General features: G+C 70.4%; 19 protein-coding genes. 11 read left to right on the forward strand and 8 right to left on the reverse strand.

The annotated features are described in order from the left end of the window. Positions 1–214: 214 nt before the first annotated feature. Both ACFXMF_RS03560 and ACFXMF_RS03565 read right to left on the reverse strand, forming a co-directional pair. Entirely contained in the window at positions 215–1,162 is a 948-nt protein-coding gene (locus ACFXMF_RS03560; RefSeq protein WP_379991022.1) for a hypothetical protein, read from the reverse strand. Positions 1,163–1,252: 90 nt separating this feature from the next. Further along, entirely contained in the window at positions 1,253–1,858 is a 606-nt protein-coding gene (locus ACFXMF_RS03565; protein ID WP_379991021.1) for a rhomboid family intramembrane serine protease, read from the reverse strand. 53 nt (positions 1,859–1,911) lie between these two features. Between ACFXMF_RS03565 and ACFXMF_RS03570 the strand changes: the two genes are divergently transcribed. Next, positions 1,912–2,574 (forward strand): UbiX family flavin prenyltransferase, encoded by a 663-nt coding sequence (locus ACFXMF_RS03570; RefSeq protein ID WP_379991020.1) that lies wholly within the window; start codon positions 1,912–1,914, stop codon positions 2,572–2,574. Between the two features lie 191 nt (positions 2,575–2,765). Here the strand turns inward: ACFXMF_RS03570 and ACFXMF_RS03575 are convergent, their stop codons facing one another. Beyond that, positions 2,766–2,900 carry a hypothetical protein gene (locus ACFXMF_RS03575; RefSeq protein WP_020556503.1) on the reverse strand — a complete coding sequence of 45 codons (135 nt, stop codon included), beginning with the start codon at positions 2,898–2,900 and terminating at the stop codon, positions 2,766–2,768. A gap of 180 nt (positions 2,901–3,080) precedes the next feature. On the opposite strand from ACFXMF_RS03575, the gene ACFXMF_RS03580 reads away from it, so the two are divergent. From ACFXMF_RS03580 to ACFXMF_RS03610, 7 genes are all read left to right on the forward strand, one after another. Then, positions 3,081–3,539: an Lrp/AsnC family transcriptional regulator gene (locus ACFXMF_RS03580; protein WP_026219445.1), complete on the forward strand. Its 459-nt coding sequence runs from the start codon at positions 3,081–3,083 to the stop codon at positions 3,537–3,539. Positions 3,540–3,620: 81 nt separating this feature from the next. Further along, on the forward strand, positions 3,621–4,580 hold the full coding sequence (locus ACFXMF_RS03585; protein ID WP_360311843.1) for a threonine/serine dehydratase: 960 nt from the start codon (positions 3,621–3,623) through the stop codon (positions 4,578–4,580). Between the two features lie 80 nt (positions 4,581–4,660). Next, complete coding sequence (gene mqnE, locus ACFXMF_RS03590) at positions 4,661–5,824, forward strand: aminofutalosine synthase MqnE (protein WP_360311845.1); 1,164 nt, start codon at positions 4,661–4,663, stop codon at positions 5,822–5,824. A 231-nt stretch (positions 5,825–6,055) separates the two neighbouring features. After that, positions 6,056–6,337, forward strand: a complete 282-nt coding sequence (locus ACFXMF_RS03595; protein ID WP_360311847.1) for a hypothetical protein — start codon at positions 6,056–6,058, stop codon at positions 6,335–6,337. Next, positions 6,330–7,400, forward strand: coding sequence for an SUKH-4 family immunity protein (locus ACFXMF_RS03600; RefSeq protein WP_379991019.1), 1,071 nt, complete (start codon positions 6,330–6,332; stop codon positions 7,398–7,400). The genes ACFXMF_RS03595 and ACFXMF_RS03600 overlap by 8 nt, the downstream gene beginning before the upstream one ends. A 119-nt stretch (positions 7,401–7,519) precedes the next feature. Beyond that, complete coding sequence (locus tag ACFXMF_RS03605; protein WP_379991018.1) at positions 7,520–7,828, forward strand: DUF4229 domain-containing protein; 309 nt, start codon at positions 7,520–7,522, stop codon at positions 7,826–7,828. Positions 7,829–8,330: 502 nt separating this feature from the next. Continuing rightward, on the forward strand, positions 8,331–9,662 hold the full coding sequence (locus tag ACFXMF_RS03610; RefSeq protein WP_360311853.1) for a dicarboxylate/amino acid:cation symporter: 1,332 nt from the start codon (positions 8,331–8,333) through the stop codon (positions 9,660–9,662). Between the two features lie 62 nt (positions 9,663–9,724). Here the strand turns inward: ACFXMF_RS03610 and ACFXMF_RS03615 are convergent, their stop codons facing one another. After that, on the reverse strand, positions 9,725–10,735 hold the full coding sequence (locus tag ACFXMF_RS03615) for a helix-turn-helix transcriptional regulator (protein ID WP_379992784.1): 1,011 nt from the start codon (positions 10,733–10,735) through the stop codon (positions 9,725–9,727). A 74-nt stretch (positions 10,736–10,809) separates the two neighbouring features. Between ACFXMF_RS03615 and ACFXMF_RS03620 the strand changes: the two genes are divergently transcribed. From ACFXMF_RS03620 to ACFXMF_RS03630, 3 genes are all read left to right on the forward strand, one after another. Further along, the gene (locus ACFXMF_RS03620) at positions 10,810–12,537 is read left to right on the forward strand and encodes an MFS transporter (RefSeq protein WP_379992783.1); all 1,728 of its coding nucleotides are present in this window, start codon (positions 10,810–10,812) and stop codon (positions 12,535–12,537) included. Positions 12,538–12,781: 244 nt separating this feature from the next. Beyond that, positions 12,782–13,300 (forward strand): GNAT family N-acetyltransferase, encoded by a 519-nt coding sequence (locus ACFXMF_RS03625; RefSeq protein ID WP_360311859.1) that lies wholly within the window; start codon positions 12,782–12,784, stop codon positions 13,298–13,300. A 27-nt stretch (positions 13,301–13,327) separates the two neighbouring features. After that, the gene (locus ACFXMF_RS03630) at positions 13,328–13,831 is read left to right on the forward strand and encodes a DUF4186 domain-containing protein (RefSeq protein WP_360311861.1); all 504 of its coding nucleotides are present in this window, start codon (positions 13,328–13,330) and stop codon (positions 13,829–13,831) included. A 31-nt stretch (positions 13,832–13,862) separates the two neighbouring features. On the opposite strand, the gene ACFXMF_RS03635 is transcribed toward ACFXMF_RS03630, so the two are convergent. The 4 genes from ACFXMF_RS03635 to mca form a co-directional block, all read right to left on the reverse strand. Then, the gene (locus ACFXMF_RS03635; protein WP_360311863.1) at positions 13,863–14,861 is read right to left on the reverse strand and encodes a fibronectin type III domain-containing protein; all 999 of its coding nucleotides are present in this window, start codon (positions 14,859–14,861) and stop codon (positions 13,863–13,865) included. 120 nt (positions 14,862–14,981) lie between these two features. Then, complete coding sequence (locus ACFXMF_RS03640; RefSeq protein WP_379990884.1) at positions 14,982–15,449, reverse strand: hypothetical protein; 468 nt, start codon at positions 15,447–15,449, stop codon at positions 14,982–14,984. 196 nt (positions 15,450–15,645) lie between these two features. Further along, the gene (locus tag ACFXMF_RS03645; protein ID WP_360311867.1) at positions 15,646–15,879 is read right to left on the reverse strand and encodes a hypothetical protein; all 234 of its coding nucleotides are present in this window, start codon (positions 15,877–15,879) and stop codon (positions 15,646–15,648) included. Positions 15,880–16,001: 122 nt separating this feature from the next. Beyond that, entirely contained in the window at positions 16,002–16,856 is an 855-nt protein-coding gene (gene mca / locus ACFXMF_RS03650; protein ID WP_360311926.1) for a mycothiol conjugate amidase Mca, read from the reverse strand. Positions 16,857–16,874 lie beyond the last annotated feature (18 nt).

A 16,874-nucleotide genomic window follows, 5' to 3' on the forward strand; every position in this document is an offset into this window, starting at 1 on the left:
TTGCTGTAGGCGACTTGGCTCAGGGGCCGGCCGACGTCGCCGTCGGGCGCCGGGTCGGCGGCGTATCGGAGGGTGCGCTGCGGCTTCGGGGGTTGCGTCGAACTGCGAAACGGGCCTGCCCTGTTGCCCCCAGGGAGCAACGGGGCAGGCCCGTTCGAAACGGTGGTGACTCACGCCCCCGAGTGCGATCCGGGCGCGAAGGGGGCGGTGTCGGTCAGGCCGTCTTGTCCTCGCCGAACATGTCTTCCAGGCCGCCGCCGAAGGTCTTCAGGAGGCCGTTGAGGTCGACCGTGTCGCCGGGGGCCGGGGCCTTGGGGGAGACGCCGCCGGGGAGCTTGGAGTACTTGAGGTCGAGGGTGACCTCGTTGGTGCCGTCGCTCTTGTCGTCGGCGGTGAACCGGACCGGGAACGGCTTGCCGTTGGCCGCGACGTACATCGTCACGGTCGTGCCGTCCTCGTCCTTGGAGATCAGCGGGATCACCTTGATCCCGTTGATCTCCGTGGTCGGGCCCTTGGTCATCGGCGGCTCGTCGGACGAGTCCGCGGAGTCGCCCGAGTCGGAATCCGAACCGAACAGCCCGTCCAGCGACGGCGTGCCGCCCTTGAGCAGGTCCTGGCCGAGCTTGCCGGCCTCGTTGCCGCCGATCTTGATGTACTTGCCCTCGACGAGCTTGGCGCCCTCGGCGAACATCTTGGTGAACTGCTCGCCCAGCGCCTTGTCCTCGGCCGACTCGGGTGCGCCGGACGACGACGCGGCCTCGGCCCGCTTGCCCAGGTCCAGGACGGTCTGGACGGTGCCGGGCGCGATCTTGATGTACGTGGTCTTGTCGACCGCGATCAGCTCGAGTGCCTTGTCCTGCAGGGTGACCCGGCCCTCGGCCTGCTCGGCGGTGCCGACCCGGATGTCCACGCCGATCGGGAGGTCGTAGATCTTTCCGGTGCCCTCGATGCGCAGGTTCGTGAGGTCCTTGAAGCCGGTCTCGGCCTGCTTGGACAGCGCCTCCACGGTCAGGCCCTCGTTGGACGGACCCTTCGGGTCGAGCGCGTCGCCACCGGCGGCCGCGGGCTTGAGCGGGTCTCCCGAGGAGGACTCGCCACAGCCGGCGGCGAGCAGGACCAGCGGAACGGTCAGGACCGCGGCGGATATCCGAAGCGAATGCACAGGTGAACTCCCGATCGAGGACGAGCAAAGGCGTGGTGAGGAAGCCTGGTAAAGCGTCTACCGAAATGGTATGCAGTCGCGTCCACTGCATTACCCGATGGGCAGGTCGGCGGGCGAGAGCTGTGACACATCGCGTCGACGGCGGAAGGCGAGGGCCGCCACCACGCCGCCGATCAGCCCGAACAGGTGGCCCTGCCAGGACACTCCCTCCGCGAGCGGGGTGACCCCCATCGCGAACGAACTGCCGTAGAAGCCCAACACGCCGAAGCCGATCAGCACATCCAGCACCCGCCGATCGGCGAACCCCCGCACGATCAGGTAGCCGAACAACCCGAAGACCAGGATGCTCGCGCCCGCCGTGTTCGTGTTGTCCGGTGCGGTCGACCACACGCCGAGGCCGCCGATCACGGTGATCGTGAGCAGTACGGCGAGGAAGCGGGTGATCCCGCGCAGCGCGGCCAGGAAACCGAGCAACATCAGCGGGAAGGTGTTGGAGACGATGTGTCCGGTGCCGAAGTGCAGGAACGGCGCGCTGAGTACGTCCGGCAGTTCGTCCGCCCGCCGAGGGGTGACGCCGTGGGTGAGCAACGAGTCGTCGGTCGTGTAGTTGATCAGCTGCACGACCCAGATCGCGCCGACCAGAACTGCGGTGACCAGGGCCGCGTCGCGGACTCCCGACACGGATATGCGGGACATGCAGACCCCTCCCCTGCGGTTGGCAGTACCGCTACGAAGCCACAATAGGAGCCATGGACGAGGAGCGGGACAGTACGGGACGACGTCCGTGGATAGTCGGCGTATCGGGAGCCTCCGGTACGCCGTACGCCGCGGCGGTGCTGCGCGGGCTGCTCGACGCGGGCGAGCAGGTGGACCTGGTGGTCAGCCGGGCGGCCCGGTTGACCCTGCTCGACGAGACCGGCATCGCCTTCCGCGACGCGCACTGGCGCGCCGACCTCGCCGCGTGGACCGGGCTCGACGACGCGTTGCTGGACCGCGTCCGCTACTGGGCGGCCGGCGATCTGGGCGCGGGACCCGCGAGCGGGTCGTACCCGGCCAAGGGCATGGTCGTGGTGCCGGCCAGCACCGCCTCGGTCGCGGGAATCGCGATCGGCCTGTCCAAGGACCTGCTCCAGCGCGCCGCCGACGTCACCCTCAAGGAGCGTCGCCCGCTCGTCCTGGTGCCGCGCGAGACCCCGCTCACCGGCACCACGCTGCGCCACCTGGTCCGGCTCGACGACGCCGGCGCGGTGATCCTGCCGGCGTCCCCGGCCTTCTACGCGGGCGCCCAGGACGTGCAGCGCCTGGTCGACTTCGTCGCGGGCAAGGCGCTCGACGTACTCGGTGTCCCGCACACCCTCTACCGACGGTGGGACGGCGAACTGGGCGGCGCCCGACGCGAGGCGGCCGGGTGAGGCGCGGCCGAAGACCACCGGTCATCACCCTCGCCCGAAGAGACCGAACGCGAAGACGCCACACCCGGCGAGACCACACCCGGCGAGACCGAACTCGGCGAGACCGAACCCGAGGACACCGAACCCGGAGAGACCAAAAAGGCCCCCGTGGTGACGGGAGCCTTGGCGGTCTTGCCGGATCTGCCGGGCGATCAGCGCCCGGACTTGCGGCGGCCGACCAGACGCTTCACACGCTTGAGCGTGTTCGACGGTTGGGTGGCACGTGAGCGTTCCGCAATGGCATGCAGTTCCTGCATGTGTGCGCGGGCCATCTCCAGGGTGTACACGGTGTCGTCTCCCCACGAATCGTCATCGGAGGCTTGTAGCTCCCGATGCCTTTGATTCTAAGGGTTAGAATCAGAATCGTCCAATGAATTACAGGCTTGACCCGGGTTTGCACCTTCGCCATGTCGCAGACCCCTGAACGCCCCCCGCTGGACACCATCGATTACCTGGAGGAAACGGACATGGATGCCGTCGACCGCAAGCTGATCCAGGCGCTGCGCGGCAACGGACGGGCCTCGTACGCCGAGCTGGGCCGACTCGTCGGCCTGTCCGGCCCGAGCGTCACCGATCGCATCAACCGGCTCGAACAGGCCGGCGTGATCACCGGCTACCGGGCCTCCGTCGACCCGGTCTCGCTCGGTCTGGGGGTGACCGCGCTGATCGGGATCCAGCTCTCCGACGCGGCCGACCACGACGACGTCAGCCGCCGACTGCGCGACCTGGACGAGATCGAGGACTGCTGGTTCATCGCCGGCGACGACTCGTTCATGCTCAAGGTCCGGGTCTCGGACATGGAGGGGCTGGAGAACGTGGTCCGGCGCCTGTCCGGCACCCGCGGCGTGGCCCGCACCCGCACCACCGTGGTGCTCTCCACCAAATGGGAGTACCGCGCGGCCGAGCTGCCCGAACCGACGGAGTAGCCGCACGGTCGGCGTGCACGACGGTCCGCGGGCCCACCGCACCCCCTCGACGTGCCCGGATCCCCTCGTAGGGTGGCGGACATGACGAACCTGGTGACTCTCGAAGACCTTCGGGCCGCACGCGAACGCATCGCCGGCACGGCCGTACGCACCCCGCTGCTGCCGTCCCTGCACGGTGACGCGGACCGACCGCTGTGGCTCAAGCCGGAGAGCCTCCAGCCGATCGGCGCGTTCAAGATCCGCGGCGCGTACAACGCGATCGCGGCCTTGACCGACGCCGAGCGCTCGCGCGGGGTCGTCGCACACTCCAGCGGCAACCACGCGCAGGCCGTGGCCTACGCGGCCCGCCTGTTCGGTGCCCGAGCGGTGATCGTGATGCCGGACACCACACCGACCGTCAAGATCGAGGCCACCCGCGCGCTGGGCGCCGAGGTGGTCATCGTCACCCCGGACCGGCGCGACACCGCCGCCGGCGAGTTGGCCGCCGAGCACGGCTACGCGTTCGTACCGCCCTACGACGACGCGCGGATCATCGCCGGCCAGGGCACCACCGGCCTGGAGATCGTCGAGGACCTGCCCACCGCGGACACCGTGCTGGTCCCGGTCAGCGGCGGCGGCCTGATCTCCGGCATCGCCGCCGCGGTCAAGCTGACCAGCCCGGGCACCAAGGTGATCGGCGTCGAGCCGGAACTGGCCGCCGACGCGGTCGAGTCCTTCCGTACCGGCGTGCGCACCGCGTGGTCCACCGCCGACACCTACCGCACCATCGCCGACGGCCTGCGCACCACCTCGGTCGGCGTGCTGCCGTTCGCGCACATCCAGGCGTACGTGGACGACATCGTCACGGTGACCGAGGAGCAGATCCGCGAGGCGATGCGCTTCCTGGGTCGACGCGCCCGGCTGGTCGCCGAACCCGCCGGCGCGGTGGCCACCGCGGCCTACCTCTTCCGCAAGGACGCGCTGCCCGCCGGCCGCGAGCACGTCGCCGTGGTCAGCGGCGGCAACGTCGACCCGGCACTGTACGCCGAGGTGATGGCCTGAGCGGACGCCCGGCACACCGGGCGTAACCTCGTACGAGTCGTGCAGCGGCAAACGAGAAGATCTAGAGGGAGTGCCGACACATGGACGCGGGCCTGCGCAAGGAGATCGAGGACAAGGTTTTTGCCGGGGAGCGCCTCAGTCGTGAGGACGGCATCGCGCTCTACGCGAGCGACGACCTGGCGTGGCTCGGCTGGCTCGCGCACCACGTGCGGACGGTGAAGAACGGCGACAAGGTCCACTTCAACGTCAACCGCCACCTCAACATGACCAACGTGTGCAACGCGTCGTGTGCCTACTGCTCGTTCCAGCGCAAGCCGGGCGAAAAGGACGCGTACACGATGCGGATCGAGGAGGCCGTGCGGCTCGCGAAGGAGATGGAGCCGGACGGGATCACCGAACTGCACATCGTCAACGGCCTGCACCCCACCCTCCCGTGGCGCTACTACCCGAGGTCGCTCAGCGCGCTCAAGGAGGTGCTGCCGAACGTCGCGCTCAAGGCGTTCACCGCGACCGAGATCCACTGGTTCGAGAAGATCTCCGGCCTGTCCGCGTCGGACATCCTGGACGAACTGATGGACGCGGGCCTGGAGTCGCTCACCGGCGGCGGCGCGGAGATCTTCGACTGGGAGATCCGGCAGCACATCGTGGACCACGACACGCACTGGGAGGACTGGTCGCGGATCCACCGGCTCGCGCACTCCAAGGGCCTCAAGACCCCGTGCACGATGCTCTACGGCCACATCGAGGAGCCCCGGCACCGGGTCGACCACGTCATCCGGCTGCGCGAACTCCAGGACGAGACCGGCGGCTTCCAGGTCTTCATCCCGCTGCGCTACCAGCACGACTTCCACGACAGCAAGGACGGCATCGTCCGCAACCGGCTCCAGGCCCGGACCGAGATGGCCACCGGCGCCGAGGCGCTCAAGGTGTTCGCGGTCTCCCGGCTGATGTTCGACAACGTTCCGCACGTGAAGTGCTTCTGGGTCATGCACGGCCTGGCCACCGCGCAACTCGCGCTCAACCACGGCGCGGACGACCTGGACGGGTCGGTCGTGGAGTACAAGATCACCCACGACGCGGACGACTTCGGCACGCCGAACAAGATGACCCGCGACGACCTGCTGGAGCTGATCCGCGACGCCGGCTTCCGCCCGGTCGAGCGCAACACCCGCTACGAGACGCTGCGCGAGTACGAGGGCCCGGACCCGGCCCGGCGGGACGTGCCGCAGCCGATGAAGCTCTGATCTCGCACCGGCGACATCGGTAGGGCACGGGGGAGGGCGTGATGGGGGACACCGCGCGTGCGGCCGCCGCCCGATTCCTGCGGGAGGCGGGGACGGCGGGCGCATCGGCCCTGCTGCGGCTGTATCCGCTGTGGCCGGCGACCTGGACGAATACGAGGACGACGATCGTCCACCGCCGCCGGACGCGTGGTGCCAGGTGCGGATCGGCGCGTTGTCCGGGACATCGACCCGGTGCCGGCCGCGCGCGACGGCCGGGTCCGCGGTTGGTACCGCGACGTCGGCCCGGAGCCGTTCGCGGTCGGCACCGGTCCGTCCACCCTCGCCTTCGCGTCGTGGATGATCACCCGGGTCCGGGCCTACGACCGCGAGTTCGCGCTCACCCGCGACTACGACGGCCTGGCCGAGATCATGACCGCCGTGCCGGGCACCCTGGATCCGATCACGGTCGAGGGGCCCGCCCCCTACCGGCCGAACGTGTTCGACGATCAGCCCGGAGGGCTGCTGGATGGCTGACGCACTGCGTATCCCGCTCACCCGGACGGACGCCGAGGAGTGGTTCGCCGAGGTGATCCGGTACGACCTGCCCGAGGTCGGGCACGAGCCCACCCGGCGCTTCCTGGCCGAGGTCGGACTGCCGCGCGAGGCCGCGCTGATCCGGTTCGATCCGGGCGGCTTCCGGGACGGACTGATCGTGCTCGGCGCGTACGGCTCGCCGCGTACCTCGCCCCGGGCGGTGCTGCTCGACGGCACGACCGGTCGGGTCTTCGCCGAGGAGCGGTCGGCCCACGGCCGGGAGCCGATGTCGATGGATGTGTCCACCCTGGTGCGCAACGCCGGTCTGGTGGAGGCGATCCGGACCGGTCGCGGCCCGGTGCGCACCGGCGAGGAACTGATCGATCTGCTCGGCGAGACCGAACCCGAGCTGGATCCGCGGAACTCGTTCTGGCACACCTCCTTCGCACTGTGGCAACTGCGTCGGGCGGCGGTGCCGGGCGAGGGCCTGGCGGTGCGGATCACGCCCGAGATGCTCGACTTGGTGTACGAGAACGAGTTCTCCGGCTACGAGGAACAGCACCTGCCGGCCGCGATCGTGCACGAGCCGACCCGACGCTTCCTGCTCGACATCGGGCTGATCGACGCGTGGGCGTACCTGGACATGCGCAGCGACGACAAACCGCTGCCGACCCTGGCCGAGTTGATCGCCGAGCGCCGGGCGGACTGGGACGACGAACCGGAGCCGCCGCCGGACGCGGAGCACCTGGTCGTGCTCGGCTATGTCAGCGAGGACGGCGACCTGCTCGTGGACGGTCGTACCGGGGTGGTTCGGCGCTGGTACACCGGTGCCGACGAGCCGGGGATGGACACGCTCAACACCGATCTGTCCACGCTCGCCTTCACCATGTGGGTGATCGGGCGGATGCGCTGGCAGGGCGAACGCTTCGGGATCCGCATCCACGACGTGTGGGAGCCGATCGTGGTCGACCTGCTGTCCTCGGTCGATCCGCTCGCGTGGGCCGAGCCGAGCAGTTACTGGGAGAACATGATCCTGGACGGCGTCCACGGGCTCGGCCCGTGACGCGTGGCGGGGCCCGGCTCCGCGCTCCGAATCCGGGATGCTTGACTGGAGGGGACGGCCCGACTCGCGTCGACCGCCACCCGTACGTACCGCTCTGGCCAGGGGAACCGAAGGTGACCATGTCGAATCCCACGCTGCGTTACTCGCTCTACCGACTCGGCATCTTCGCCGCGCTGTTCGCCGTGGTCATGGTCGTGTTCGGGCTCTTCGACCTGGATGGCAGAGGGAACATCTTCATCGCGATCGCCGTCGCGGCGGCCGGGTCGGCGGTGATCAGCTACAAGTTCCTGAACGCGGAGCGGGACGCGATGTCCGAGGCGCTGTACGAGCGGGTGCAGCGGGCGAAGCAGCGGATCGCCGAGGACAACCGCGCCGAGGACGAGGCGGTGGCCGCCCCGGTCACCCGGATCGCCAAGGAAGCCTCCTAGGCTGCCGAGTTCGCGAGCCTCCGAGCCTCCGGGCCCGGGATTTCGTGGGGTTTCGCCGCCTTGTCGAGGTCGGGGAAGCCGCTTAAGCGAGGTGTGGCCGGCGGTGTCCGTGGGTGTCCGGCGGTGTCCGTTCCGTAATTCTTTGCGTTTATCGGTTTAGTGTCGCTATCCTCACTCTCATGTTTGGTGCAGGCGACACGCAGTTGACGGACGCGGCGGTGGGTTTCCCGCTCGTGTCCCGTCGGCACGTCGACCTGGGCCGTTGCGCCACCGCGCTGTGTTGCGGCTGACTGCCGCCGTGCCCCCGTCGGGCTGACGCCTTCACGCTCGTCGCCCCCGACCGCCCGCACGCCGGCCTCCTGCGGCCGTTCTGCGCGAAGTCTCGGTGTAACGCTTCTTCGTAGTTCTTCCTGTGGGCACTTTCGTGCCAATTGATGCGCAGGTCCACGGCCGCTCCATACCGCCACCCCCGTCCCCACGGTGCCCGTTCAGGAGCCCTGCCTTGTCTGCTGTGGATTCACTCAAGTCCCTGAAGAGAACCCCCTTCTCGGCTCAGATCGCCGCCGGCCTCGTGCTCGGTGTGGTCCTCGGCTTCATCGCCAAGGAGTACAGCGTCTCGTGGCTGACCGAGACGCTCGACCAGATCGGCACGATCTTCGTCCAGTTGCTCAAGCTGGCCGTACCGCCGCTGGTGTTCACCGCGATCCTGGTCAGCGTCGTCAACCTGCGGAACGTCAACAACGCCGCGCGGCTGGCCGCGCGCACACTGCTGTGGTTCCTGATCACGTCGCTGATCGCGGTGGCGATCGGCCTCACCATCGGCCTGATCACCAACCCCGGCGACGGCTTCAAGCTGCCGGCCGACCCGGGCAAGGCGCCGAAGACCAACGGTGACTGGCTCGACTTCCTCACCGGCATCATCCCGACCAACATCGTCACCGCGTTCTCCGAGGTCAAGGTCCTGCAGATCGTCTTCCTGGCGGTCGTGCTCGGCTCCGCGATCCTGTCGGTCGGCGCCAAGGCCGAGCCGCTGGTCAAGGGCGCCGAACTGGTCCTGGAGATTGTCCAGAAGGCGCTGTGGTGGGTCATCAAGCTGTCCCCGCTGGGCACGCTGGGCCTGATCGGCACCTCGGTCGCCACCTACGGCTGGGACCTGATCAAGCCGCTGGGCACGTTCACCGCCGACATCTACATCGGTTGCGCGCTGGTGATGTTCGTGGTCTACCCGCTGCTGCTCGCGCTGGTCGGCAAGGTCAACCCGCTGAACTACTTCAAGGGCGCGTGGCCGGCCATCCAGCTCGCGTTCGTCTCGCGCTCCTCGGTCGGCACCATGCCGGTCACCCAGAAGGTCACCGAGCGCCTCGGCGTCCCGAAGGACTACGCCTCGTTCGCGGTGCCGTTCGGCGCCACCACGAAGATGGACGGTTGCGCCGCGGTCTACCCGGCGATCGCCGCGATCTTCGTGGCCGAGGTCTACGGCGTGAACCTGGGCATCAAGGAATACCTGCTGATCGCGTTCGTCTCGGTGATCGGCTCGGCGGCCACCGCCGGTCTCACCGGCGCGATCATCATGCTGACCCTCACGCTCAGCACGGTGAACCTGCCGCTGGCGGGCGTCGCGCTGCTGCTGGCGATCGACCCGATCCTGGACATGATGCGCACCGCCACCAACGTGGCCGGGCAGGTGGTCGTGCCGATCCTGGTCTCGGCGCGCGAGAAGACGCTGGACCTGGAGATGTACAACAACCCGCGTGACCTGGAAGCGCCCGACGAGCCGGCCGCGCCGCACGTCCCGCTCCAGAAGACGGCGGAGCGCGAACCGGTCTCGGTCTGACGCTCCCGCTCGACAGGCGCCCCCGATCCCCTCGTGCCGAAGGGGTCGGGGGCGCCGTCGCGTCAGGGCGCGGGGACGGCGGGCGCGGTCGCGTCGCCCGCCGGGTCGGGGTCGGCGCCCGGGGTCGCGCCCGTGTAGCGCCGGGCCAACCGGCGGATGTAGGCGACCAGTTCGGGCGGGTCCTCGACCTCGAAGTCGGCGTCCAACAGGCTGATGTAGACGGCCAGGTTCTCGATGCTGGACGCCCCGGTCTCGAACACGCAGGTGTCGTCGTCGACCACCGCGAACGAGCCGAAGGCCGGTGGCACCCGATCGGCCACCGAGGCGATCGGCGCACGCACCAGCACCCGGGCCCGGACCTGGCCGCGCGCGCTCTCCACGCCCTGGTTCACGAAGGCCGCCACGTCGCCGTCGGCGGGCAGTTCGCGCGGCGTGAAGCGGGGTCCGTGCGGCGGGCGCGGGGTGATCCGGTCCATCCGGAAGGTGCGCCAGTCCTCGCGCTTCATGTCCCACGCGACCAGGTACCAGCGGCCCATCCGGTGCACGAGCCGATAGGGCTCGACCACCCGCGAGGTCTCCTTGCCGTCGTGCGAGCTGTAGCCGAAGCGCAGTTGCTCGTGGTCGCGGCAGGCGCCGGCCAGTACGGTCATCACGTCCATGTCCACGGCCGGACCGGTCTGGCGAACCGGGACGGTGTACTTCTGCAGTGCCTTGACCCGGCGGTGCAGCCGGGACGGGAGCACCTGGTCGAGCTTGGTGAGCGCGCGCAACATCGCCTCGTCCATGCCGTCCACGACGCTGCCCGCGGCGATCCGCAGGCCGACCACGACGCTGACCGCCTCCTCGTCGTCCAGCAGCAGCGGCGGCAGCGCCTTGCCGGCGCCGAGCCGGTAGCCGCCGACCACGCCGCGCCGCGCGTGCACCGGATAGCCCAGGCCGCGCAACCGCTCGACGTCGTAGCGGACCGTGCGCCCGCTCACGCCGAGGCGTTCGGCCAGTTCCGGGCCGGTCCAGTCGGGCCGCGTCTGCATGAGCGAGAGCATGCGCAGAAGTCGCGCCGAGGTTTCCAACATGAGCCGCAGTCTGCCGGCTCCGGCCGACCGAAACAGGAACGAATCCTGCCTCTTTCGGATCTAGCCTCGGAGACGTGGAAAACAGCGGCGAGAAGACCCTCGCAACCCCGATCTCCCCGTCCTCCGTAGGCCCCAGGCAGCGCTGGCTCGGACTTCTGGCGGTGCTGGCCGCCACCTTGATGAACCTGCTCGACTCCAGCGTGGTGGGCGTCGCGGCGCCCGCGATCCGGGCGGATCTGGGCGGGGGATACGCCAGTATCCAGTGGATCGCGGCCGGTTATACGCTCGCGCTCGCGGTGGGGCTGCTCACCGGCGCGCGGCTCGGCGACATGTACGGCCGCAAGTTCATGCTGATGGTCGGCGTGGTCGGCTTCGTGGTGCTCTCGGTGGCCTGCGCGCTCGCCTGGTCGCCGGAGACGCTGATCATCGCGAGGGTGCTCCAGGGCCTGCTGGGCGCGCTGATGATTCCGCAGACCTTCGGCCTGCTCCGGGACCTGTTCCCGCCGGCCGAGATCGGCAAGGCGTTCGCGGTGTTCGGTCCGGCGATCGGGCTGTCCACGGTGCTCGGGCCGATCGTGGCGGGTGTGCTGGTGGACGGCGACCTGTTCGGCACCGGGTGGCGGATGATCTTCCTGATCAACATCCCGCTGGGCGCCTTCGCGCTGCTGATCGGCCGGCGCACGCTGCCGAAGGTGGCGCCGAGCGAGGCGGGCGGGCGGCTCGACGTGGGCGGCATGCTGATCGCCGGGGTCGGTACCTTCATGCTCGTGCACCCGCTCGTGCAGGGTCGCGAACTGGGCTGGCCGACCTGGTCGTTGATCGAGTGCGCGGTGTCGCTGCCGGTGCTCGGCGCGTTCGCGGTCCACCAGTTGCGACGCGAGGCGGCCGGTCGGGTGCCGCTGATCAGGCTGGGTGTCTTCCGTCGGCGGTCGTACGCGTCGGGCGTCGGGTTCGTGATGGTGTTCTTCGGCGCGATCGTCGGGATCTCGATGGCGATCGGCCTGTTCCTCCAGCTCGGCCTGGGCTACACCCCGACCCGGGCGAGCCTGACGATGGGCGCGTGGGCGCTCGGCGCGTTCGTCGGCTCGGGCTTCAGCGGGGTGACGATGGGCAAGCTGGGGCGGCGCATCCTGCACATCGGGCTGGCCGTGATGGCGGCGGGCATCACCTGGATGTACCTGGTCTTCGACCACGCCGGGGTGGACGTGGGCACCGGCGACCTGCTGCCCGCGCTCGGGCTGTTCGGGCTCGGCATGGGGATGATCTTCGTCCCGGTCTTCGACATCATCATGGGCGAGGTCGAGGACCACGAGGTCGGTTCGGCGTCCGGGGCGCTCGAATCCCTCCAGCAGCTCGGTGCCTCGCTGGGCATCGCGGTCCTGGGCACGGTGTTCTTCGGCGTGATCGGCGCCCAGGCCACCCACAACTTCGACGACGAGGCGGCGCCGAGGCTGCGCACGGAGCTGACCGCGGCGGGTGTCCCGGTGAGCACGCAGGACGCGATCGTGGCCGGGCTCCGGGCGTGCGTGGACGACCGGGAGAACGCCACCGACCCGGACCGGCTCCCGGCGAGCTGCACCACCGTCCCGGTCACCCCGGCCTCCGCCGAGGCGGTCGCGAAGGCGGGCGCCGACACCCACGTCCGCTCCTCGGTCGACGCGGTCGAGCGCACGACGCTGCTGGCCCTGGGCCTGACGGCGGTCGCCTTCGCCCTGGGCTTCCTCCTCCCCAAGCGAGCCCGGGAAAACCAAGCCCCCGTCCCGGACCCGTCCCCCACCCACCACGAGCCGGCCCTGGTCTGACCGCGGCCCCACCCCCGATCGGCGCGGCGCCCCTCCCCGGGGCCCGCGCCGATCGCCGTTTCGACCCGGACTCGGCCCGCCGACGGCGACCGTCGCCGGGTGCTCGCGGTGCCGCGCTTCCTCGAACGCGGCCGAGCGCGGCTCCACATGCGGGGTCACCGCACGCCCGCTTCCCGAACCACCGTGTTCCGGGGTTGTCCGGGGCTCGTTCGGACACCGGGCGAAGGCGCGCGAGAATGGTTGTATGACAACGCCCGTCCGGCTTTCCGCGATCGATCTCGTCACGTACACCCCCGGTCTGGCCGCGTTGCTCGTGGACGCGGTCGAGGACGGGGCCGGGGTCGGGTTCCTCGCGCCGCTGCCGATCGACGCGGCCGCCGAGTGGTGGGCGGCCCAGGGGACCGAGATACGCAGCAATCGCACCGCGGTCTGGGTGACCGCGGACCACGAGGGTGTCACCGGGACCATCCAGCTCCGATTCGCCGGCATGCCGGACAGCCGGCATCGCGCCTCGGTGTTCGGACTGCTGGTCCACCGGCGCGCCCGAGGCAACGGGATAGCCCGCGAACTGCTGTCCACCGCAGAGCAGTTCGCCGCCGCGGCGGGCCGCAGCCTGCTCACCCTGGACGCCCGGACCGGCAGCGACGCGGAGCGGTTGTACAAGAGCGCCGGCTGGGTCGAGTCGGGCGCCATCCCCGCCTATGCCGCGGACCCGTCGGGCGTGCTGCGTACCAGCACGCTCTTCCACAAGTACCTGGGCTGAGCCGGACGGGTTACCGTTGGAGGCGATATGACAACCAAGACCTCCAAGGGCGCCAGGCCCGAGCCGCTCGACGCCCGCCTGGACGCGATCGGCAAGCTGCCCTCCCGCGCCAAGTTCCACCTGCCCGGCCGGGAGCGTACGGTCGCCGTGACGTTGGGCGAATCGGGTGTGCGCTGGTACGCGTACGACCTGGTCGCGCGTCGCCTGGGCCCCGCGAAGCCCAGCAAGGAAGGCCGGCAGACCCCGTACCGCGGGCACCCGGTGTTCGTCGCCCAGCACGCCACCGGCACCTGCTGCCGGGGCTGCCTCGAAGAACTGCACGCCATCCCCAAGGGCCGGCCGCTGGACAAGGCCGAGCTCAACTACGTCGTCAACGTCATCTGCCTGTGGCTGACCCGCGAGATCGGCCCGGTCGCCAAGCCGAGCGGTCGCGCGGCCCGCGCCCCGCGCTCGGCGATGCCGACCATCCCGGAGAACCCGACGGGCTCCACCAGGTCCACCCGCGCGACCCGCGCGGCGCGCTCGCGCTGACCATCGTCCGGGCCGCTCCCGAGGTTCGTCCTCAGGAGCCGCCCGGCCCGCTCGGTGCGGGTGCCGCCGGAGCCGGGCCGCCCGAGGGCGGGTCCGTCAGGGGCAGGTCGGCGGAGAAGGCACCCCACTTCCCGTCGGGCAACTGGCCGCGGATCTTGAGCACATGCCCGGCCACCGGCCGGTCGCCCAGCGGAAGGCTGTACCGCGCCGTCCCGGGCGGCGGGGCCACGCCCCACATCACCGTGGTCAGAAACTTCCCGTCCAGGTAGACCTCGTAACTCGCGACCGTCCCGTCGACGTCCGGCGGTGTCCAACTCAGGTCGACGTAGGTGCCGTCCTCCGCGCTCCGGGGCACCGCCCGCAGCCCCGTCGGCGCGGTGTCGCGACCGTCCCCGGCACCCTGCTCGGTGACCACGGTCACCGCGTTGCTCTCCGGCGACTTGTTGTCCGCCGCGTCCCGGGCGGTGACGGTGAAGCGGTACTCGGTGCCCGGTTGCAGGCCGCTGACCACCGCCGTGGTCAGGCCCCCGGCGACGCTGTGCACCCGCACGCCGGCCTGCCAGATGTCGTAAGCGCTCACCCCCACGTCGTCCGTGGCGGCCTCCCACGCCAGCGTCGCGCCGGCGGACCCGCGGGCCTGCCCGCGCACGTCGCGCGGCGCGGTCGGCGGCACCCGCTCGCCCTGGGCCACGGACAGCGTGGTGGCCGGCACCGCCGCACTGGCCGGTGACACGTTCCCGGCCCGGTCCCGCGCCCGCACGGAGAACGAATACGCGGTCCCCGGGGTCAGCCCGCCGACGTCGACCATGTGCCGTCCGCCCTTCACGTCCAGCACCTTCGCGTCCCCGCGATACACCTCGAAGACCGCGACGTCCGGATCGGCGCGCCACATCACGTGCACCGTCACCGAACTCGACGCGAGCGCGCTGACCTCACCGGGCACCGCCGGCGCCGAGGTGTCCTTCCCGTCCCCGGAACAGCCCACCGCCCCCAGCGCAACGGCCAACCCGGCCAAGCCGATCCATGCCATTCGTCGCGCCACGATGCCTCTCTCCAACGAGAGCAAATTGGTCTAGACATATATGACACAGCATCCGCCCCACGAACAAGAGACGAAGCATCGCGCTTCTCGATCATTCGGTCTTCGGGGCTACTTGCTCAGCGTGTTGGCTCCCACGATGAACAGTCCGAGCAGCATGTCCACGCCGCCGACCCGGCAGGCCGCGGCCCAGCTCCGGCCGGCCACCCGGGCCGCCGACAGGCCCCAGCCGAACAGGGTCGCCGTGTTCAGGAGCAGCACCACCTCGATCGCGGCCTCCTCGCCCCACCACCCCGCCCGCGCGCCGAGCAGCGCGGCCACCGTCGGCAGTACCGCGGCCACCAGCGGCCACTCGGTCAGCACGGACCGCGCGGTGCTCGCGGCGACCGCCGTCGGGTCCGCGGTGCGGTGCGCGATGGCATGCGCGTAGCCGTGCGCCGCGGCCGACGCCAGCGCCGCGAGCAGCACCCACAACGCGTCGTAGCCGGGGTTGGGCACCCCGCTGTCCTGCGTCAGGGCGGCGGCCATCGCACTGGCCAGCACCGTCCCGTACACGCCGCCGAACAACAGTCGCTGCACGGGCTCGGCCCGCCGGCCGGGCGCGCCCGATGCACCGGAGCCGCCGAAACGCCTGGAGCCGCCGAACAAGATCCCACCTCCCGAAGACCCACAAATCATGTCATTTCGGAAGGCGAGGCAGGGTGCCGGGGCGACTCGACCCGTCGGATTCGGGTGGCGGAGCACTCCGGAGTGCGCCCGCGGCCCCCTCGCCCGGTCAGGCGCCGGGGGTGTCCTCGTCGCCCTTGGCCGCTTCCCGCGCGGCGAGGGACGGGCGGGGGGTGTCGGCCGGCCAGTTGCTCTGGTTGACGTTCACCCGCTTGAGCTGCTTGTTCATCGACTTGAGCAGGAGCCAGGTGGCGACCGCGATCGCGGCGACCACCACGAACCCGAGCAGGCCGGGCGTGACCTTGCTCTCCTCGACCGCGAGCTGGAGCGCGAGCGGTGTCATGACGAACTACCTCCTGGATGGGAACCCCTGGTGAACAAGAGTGACATCCGATCGGCAGGACGTATGCACCGAGGGCCCGGAGAGAAGTTCTCCGGGCCCTCGTTCGGACGATTTCCCGACCGTCAGTGCCGCACGCCGACCCGGACGCCCGCGAACAGGTCGTCCTCGGGCAGGTCGGTGTCCACCAGCGAGCGGACCAGTTCGTAGTCCTCGGTCGGCCACACCTCGCGCTGCACCGAGATCGGCACCCGGAACCAGAAGCCGTCCGGGTCCACCTGGGTGGCGTGCGCGATGAGCGCCCGGTCGCGGGTCTCGAACCAGTCGGCGCACGGGATGCGGGTGGTGATGTCCCGCTCGTCGCGGTCGCCCCACCGCTCCAGCCACTCGCCGTACGGCGACTCCAGGCCGCGGCTGAGCATGCCCTCGTGCAGCGCCTCGATCCGGGCCCGGGAGATGCCCTGGTTGTAGTACAGCTTCAGCGGTTGCCACGGCTCGCCGGAGTCCGGGTACGCGTCCGGGTCGCCGGCGGCGTCGAAGGCCACCATGGTGATCTTGTGCGTCTGGATGTGATCGGGGTGCGGATAGCCGCCGTTCTCGTCGTACGTGGTGACCACATGCGGACGGAACTCACGGATCAACCGGACCAGCGGCTCCGCCGCCTTGTCCACGTCCAGCACCGCGAAGCAGCCGTCCGGCAGCGGCGGCAGCGGGTCGCCCTCGGGCAACCCCGAGTCCTCCCAGCCCAGCCACGCCTGCTGCACGCCCAGGATCGCGCGTGCCGCGTCCATCTCTTTGCGGCGTACCTCGTGAATATTGGCCTCGATCTCCGGGTTGCCCTGGAGAGCGGGGTTGAGCACCGAGCCGCGTTCGCCGCCGGTACAGGTCGCGACGAGGACCTCGGCCCCCTCGGCGACATAGCGCGCCATGGTGGCCGCGCCCTTGCTCGACTCGTCGTCGGGGTGCGCGTGCACCGCCATCAGCCTCAGCCGATCGTC

The organism is Embleya sp. NPDC059213 (assembly GCF_042754445.1).
Lineage (GTDB): Bacteria > Actinomycetota > Actinomycetes > Streptomycetales > Streptomycetaceae > Embleya.

Bases quoted from the DNA above. Each gene is read 5' to 3' on its own strand.
- ACFXMF_RS03565 (WP_379991021.1), bottom strand. From the start codon at position 1,858: ATGTCCCGCATATCCGTGTCGGGAGTCCGCGACGCGGCCCTGGTCACC.
- ACFXMF_RS03570 (WP_379991020.1), top strand. From the start codon at position 1,912: ATGGACGAGGAGCGGGACAGTACGGGACGACGTCCGTGGATAGTCGGC.
- ACFXMF_RS03580 (WP_026219445.1), top strand. From the start codon at position 3,081: ATGGATGCCGTCGACCGCAAGCTGATCCAGGCGCTGCGCGGCAACGGA.
- ACFXMF_RS03585 (WP_360311843.1), top strand. From the start codon at position 3,621: ATGACGAACCTGGTGACTCTCGAAGACCTTCGGGCCGCACGCGAACGC.
- mqnE (WP_360311845.1), top strand. From the start codon at position 4,661: ATGGACGCGGGCCTGCGCAAGGAGATCGAGGACAAGGTTTTTGCCGGG.
- ACFXMF_RS03600 (WP_379991019.1), top strand. From the start codon at position 6,330: ATGGCTGACGCACTGCGTATCCCGCTCACCCGGACGGACGCCGAGGAG.
- ACFXMF_RS03605 (WP_379991018.1), top strand. From the start codon at position 7,520: ATGTCGAATCCCACGCTGCGTTACTCGCTCTACCGACTCGGCATCTTC.
- ACFXMF_RS03615 (WP_379992784.1), bottom strand. From the start codon at position 10,735: ATGTTGGAAACCTCGGCGCGACTTCTGCGCATGCTCTCGCTCATGCAG.
- ACFXMF_RS03625 (WP_360311859.1), top strand. From the start codon at position 12,782: ATGACAACGCCCGTCCGGCTTTCCGCGATCGATCTCGTCACGTACACC.
- ACFXMF_RS03630 (WP_360311861.1), top strand. From the start codon at position 13,328: ATGACAACCAAGACCTCCAAGGGCGCCAGGCCCGAGCCGCTCGACGCC.
- ACFXMF_RS03635 (WP_360311863.1), bottom strand. From the start codon at position 14,861: ATGGCATGGATCGGCTTGGCCGGGTTGGCCGTTGCGCTGGGGGCGGTG.
- ACFXMF_RS03645 (WP_360311867.1), bottom strand. From the start codon at position 15,879: ATGACACCGCTCGCGCTCCAGCTCGCGGTCGAGGAGAGCAAGGTCACG.
- mca (WP_360311926.1), bottom strand. From the start codon at position 16,856: ATGGCGGTGCACGCGCACCCCGACGACGAGTCGAGCAAGGGCGCGGCC.